At 42.8% G+C, this 4,078-nt stretch carries 3 protein-coding genes and 2 pseudogenes; 1 reads left to right on the top strand and 4 read right to left on the bottom strand.

Annotation, left to right across the window (positions count from 1 at the left end; genetic code table 11):
* The 3 genes and pseudogenes from DFP77_RS19265 to istA form a co-directional block, all read right to left on the bottom strand.
* Positions 1-558 (bottom strand): annotated as a pseudogene (locus DFP77_RS19265) (IS5 family transposase); the annotation flags it as partial.
* Positions 559-581: 23 nt separating this feature from the next.
* On the bottom strand, positions 582-1,346 hold the full coding sequence (gene istB / locus DFP77_RS19260) for an IS21-like element helper ATPase IstB (RefSeq protein WP_114413790.1): 765 nt from the start codon (positions 1,344-1,346) through the stop codon (positions 582-584).
* Positions 1,339-2,841, bottom strand: coding sequence for an IS21 family transposase (gene istA, locus DFP77_RS19255; protein ID WP_114413789.1), 1,503 nt, complete (start codon positions 2,839-2,841; stop codon positions 1,339-1,341). Before istA ends, istB begins: the two co-directional genes overlap by 8 nt.
* A gap of 686 nt (positions 2,842-3,527) precedes the next feature.
* Here istA and DFP77_RS19620 point away from each other — a divergent pair.
* Positions 3,528-3,677 carry a hypothetical protein gene (locus DFP77_RS19620; protein ID WP_181858599.1) on the top strand — a complete coding sequence of 50 codons (150 nt, stop codon included), beginning with the start codon at positions 3,528-3,530 and terminating at the stop codon, positions 3,675-3,677.
* Between the two features lie 134 nt (positions 3,678-3,811).
* Here the strand turns inward: DFP77_RS19620 and DFP77_RS19250 are convergent.
* Positions 3,812-3,988: pseudogene (locus DFP77_RS19250) on the bottom strand (IS3 family transposase); the annotation flags it as partial.
* Positions 3,989-4,078: the final 90 nt, after the last annotated feature.

Raw genomic sequence — 4,078 nt, 5'->3', positions numbered from 1 at the left:
TGAACGTTGGCTGCCGTTGTACTCACGCTGTGAGTTAACCCCGTTCTAGCGTCAACACCAATATGGGCTTTTAAGCCAAAGAACCACTGCTTACCCTTTTGAGTTTGGTGCATTTCAGGGTCTCTTTCTTTGGCTTTATTCTTCGTTGAGCTGGCCGCTTCAATAATAGTCGCGTCCACAATGGTGCCTTCTTTGAGGTAAATGCCTGCATCAGACAGCCATCTATTCACTTCTTTAAAAAGCTGGCGCGAGAGTTTGTGTTTCTCTAATAAGTGTCTGAAATTCATGATGGTAGTGTGATCAGGAATTGGGTTATCTAACGATAAGTCAGCAAATAAGCGCATGGACGTGATCTCATACAAGGCATCCTCCATCGCTGGATCACTCATGTTGTACCAATGTTGCATGCAGTGAATGCGGAACATTGTTGATAGCGGATAAGGTCTTCTGCCATTCCCTGGTTTAGGATAAAACGGCTCAATAACCGCTTCTAGTTGATCCCAAGGCATCAAACTCATTCATGCGAGAAAGGAAAGTTTCCTTACTATAAGGCGTCAACTACCTTGTCCGGTTCGCGTCAATTAACTTGGCCGATTCTGAGTGTTTGATTTTAGAGCGTGTTTCTTTCGGTAACTTTCCCCTTCTATTTGATAAATATCGGCATGGTGGACTAATCTATCAATTGCTGCGACCGTCATCATGTTGTCCCCGAAGATGCTGTCCCACTCACTAAACGCCTGATTTGTCGTAATCAATAAGCTTCCTCTTTCATATCGATGCGCAATTAACTCGAACAAGACTTGGCTTTCACTATCTGTCTTTTTGACATATCCAATATCATCTAAAATAAGCAGCTCATATTTATCTAACTTTTTTAGTGCCCCTTCAAGATCTAAGGCTTCTCGTGCCAATTGCAGTTGCTGAACCAACGCGGTACTGCTACTAAACTTCACCTTGATCGATTGTTCTATCAAGGCGTATCCGAGCGCGGCTGCTAAATGCGTTTTTCCTAGACCACTTGCTCCAAATAGTAAAAGGTTATGCCCTTGCCTTACCCAATCAAGGTCATGAGTTTTACGCTGTAATTGTTGTTGTGTAATGCCTCTAATTTGAGAAAAGTCATACTGAGACAACTGCTTTCCATTCGGCAACTTACTGTCACGTAATAATCTTTGCAGGCGTTTCTCGTAACGGTCGTTCGCTTCTAGCTCACACAACTCTGCTAAAAATAATTCCGGTTCCCAATTTTCACGACTTGCTTTTTGGGACAAGCTTAACCATGCCTTTGCTATCGCTGGAAGCCGTAATTCTTTTAATAATATCGGTAAGCTCTGTTGATTAGCCATGCAGAGAACCTCCTATTAACGCATCATAACTTTGAACCGTGTGCTGCTGGCTAACGATAGCTGGGATCTCAATCTTGTTAGTGCCAAACCTATTTCGACAGGCTTCAATACTTGCTCTGCTTCCTGTCTTGAACGCGTTTAATGCATACCTCCCTAACGCCGCTTCACAGTGATAGTTATGCGCCAACAATAATAAACTCACTATATAGCGGCAATCTTCATCACTCACATAATCCTGAGTCAGTTGCTGCCAGAGCAACGTAAAGTCTCCTGCTGGAATAATGTCGTCACGTAATTGAGAACATTTGAAGGCGTTTGGCTTTCTTGCTAATGAGTGAATGATGTGGCGATAATCCACCGACCTAGCGCGTAAAGCTCCCTCTGCATAGACTCTTGGTAGCGTCAGTATCGCTTCATGTCCATAAAACAATTCAAGCCGTTCATCAAAAATATGGATTAACAGTGAGGTACCAATTAAACGTGAGGGGACGGTGTAGGTGACTCGCTTAACCTGAATAGTACTACTTGATGATACCTTAACGTAATGCTCACTAAAGTCATTGGTTCGACGTTTTGGTAATGACTGTAAATAGGTTCTTTCCTCATCAAAACGCGTTCTAAACTGACGATTTATTTTAGCAACAATAAGCGATAGGAATGCTTCATAATCTTTTAAATGATTAAAATCGCGGCTTCCTCGCAGCATTAACTGCTGATCTACTTTCTTTTTTAGGTGTCCATGTGCCGACTCAATCGCCCCATTTTCATGTGCAACACCCTTATTATTTCGCGTTGCGACAACATGATAGTGTTGGCACAATGCCTGATACCGTTCGGTCAACATCACCTTTTCTGAATGATTTTTAAACGCCGCACTCAAGCTATCAGTACGATGGCTTGCAGGCACGCCTCCACACTGCCAAAAAGCATTTTGTAATCCTGAGGATAAAGACTCAAAACTTTCCCCACCTAAGGCAACTTGAACATATGTCCAACCACTGAACGTCAGCCGATAATGAAACAGTTTATGTTTAAACTCAGCACCAGCTAGGGTGATATTTAAACTATTCATCCAAGTGTAATCAGAGATTCCCATGTCACCAGGTATATGATTTTGTCGAAAAATCACCTCTTTTTCAGGACCGTATTGTGCTCGCCACCGCTTAACTCGTCGTTGCAACGTTCTAAGATGGGAGCGATCGAATCGACCGGGAGCATGTTCTTCGAGCACGCCTAATAACGTAATGGGTTGAAGTGCTGGATTATCTTCTAAAAGAGGAATGATGTACTGCTCAAAAAGTCCATTAAAGGGATCTTCCCGCGTGCTGTAGTGTCTTTGTAATTTGGTTGTTTGGAGGTCTCCGACTTCAATACGTCTGCCAGAACGTTCTGATATGCCCGCTTTTGCAGCGGCACTGGCTTGAGTATGGTTGGGCTGTTTTCGATAAGACATAAATAACTTAACCTGCTGTTGGGTTATGGATTTTCCAGGCATGTCGATCTCTAAAGAAAGGTGATGCCTGAAGCTTACCAAAACCGGACAAGTTAGTTGTCGCGAACCGGCCAAGTTAATTGTCGTCTAATACCTTACGTGTTTTACGGCGTTTGTTGTTAAATTCGCTGTCGGCAAAGGTGAGTTGGTGTGACATGGTTGAGACTCGAAGACTTAAAACGCGATTATCTCATGAGAGGGACTTATTCGCATGTTCCCTAACATCGCTTCAGCTAATGGTGTTTCAGCTTTTCGGTAATGTCCAATCTGAGTATCTAGAATAATGTGAGAATACGTATTCATCAGAGCGACACAACGAAATAACGAATAGGCGCTTTGCTTGACGATTGTATTGCTAGCGCTACCGAAGTGTTCTCGTAACTCTGATGTGCCTGGGGCGCGAAAAACGACACCATCAATCGCGAATACTTGCAGCCTTTACTAATCATCCTGAGTAAATCGCTCATTGGCCCAATGCTCACCTGTTCGCTGCAAAAACCACTGCATAGGGTCAAAACCAAGACGGTACCTCGCTTGAGATACGCCATTTTTAGCAAGGAGAAGTGTTGATGGAAATCCTTCCGAACAAATATTTCAGCACCTAGCCACTACTTCGATCGCTTCATCCCGAAAAAGAACAATACCAGTACTTATTTTATAAATTCCCGCGCATCACCCGAGTTCCTTCGATGGCTAAATCTGGCATCGCTCTTTTAGCGTCTGTTGTTTATATTGCTTATTCGTTTTTAGACGACCTTGGTGGATTGTGTGAGAACTCGAAGCCTATAGGCACTGACTCTCTTATCTATACCACTGTGTCGGTTATTGTTGAGATCTAAGTTATTAGTCAAATGGATTATCAATCACTGCTGTAGCTTGAAGAGTCAAGCTTGGACTAAGTATGTGTTTTCGAGTTAAGCTTGTGGCTGCCTTTACATCTCGGCTAAGTAGCGCGTGGTATGGACCCAGTTTCCTAGACAGTTTCTAGCTCCGTAAAATATCGCCTCTCATATTGCAATGGCGATAATCCATCATTTGATCCATGGTGTCGCTTTGGATTATAAAAGCATTCGATATAATCAAAAATCTCTGAGCGAGCATCACTTCTTGTTTGATAGGTCCGATTGCGAACTCTTTCTTTTTTTGTAAGCGTCCGGCAAACCACACATTTTAATTATCTTCAAACACCTTAAAGTCTGTTGTCTTTTAAATCAGAGCAACAGACTCATGTTTACCGCGT

The sequence above is a fragment of the Marinomonas foliarum genome (genome assembly GCF_003337275.1).
Taxonomy (GTDB): Bacteria; Pseudomonadota; Gammaproteobacteria; order Pseudomonadales; family Marinomonadaceae; genus Marinomonas; species Marinomonas foliarum.
The sequence above is the reverse complement of the archived record's forward strand: the minus strand, read 5'-3'. Positions and strand labels throughout refer to the sequence as shown.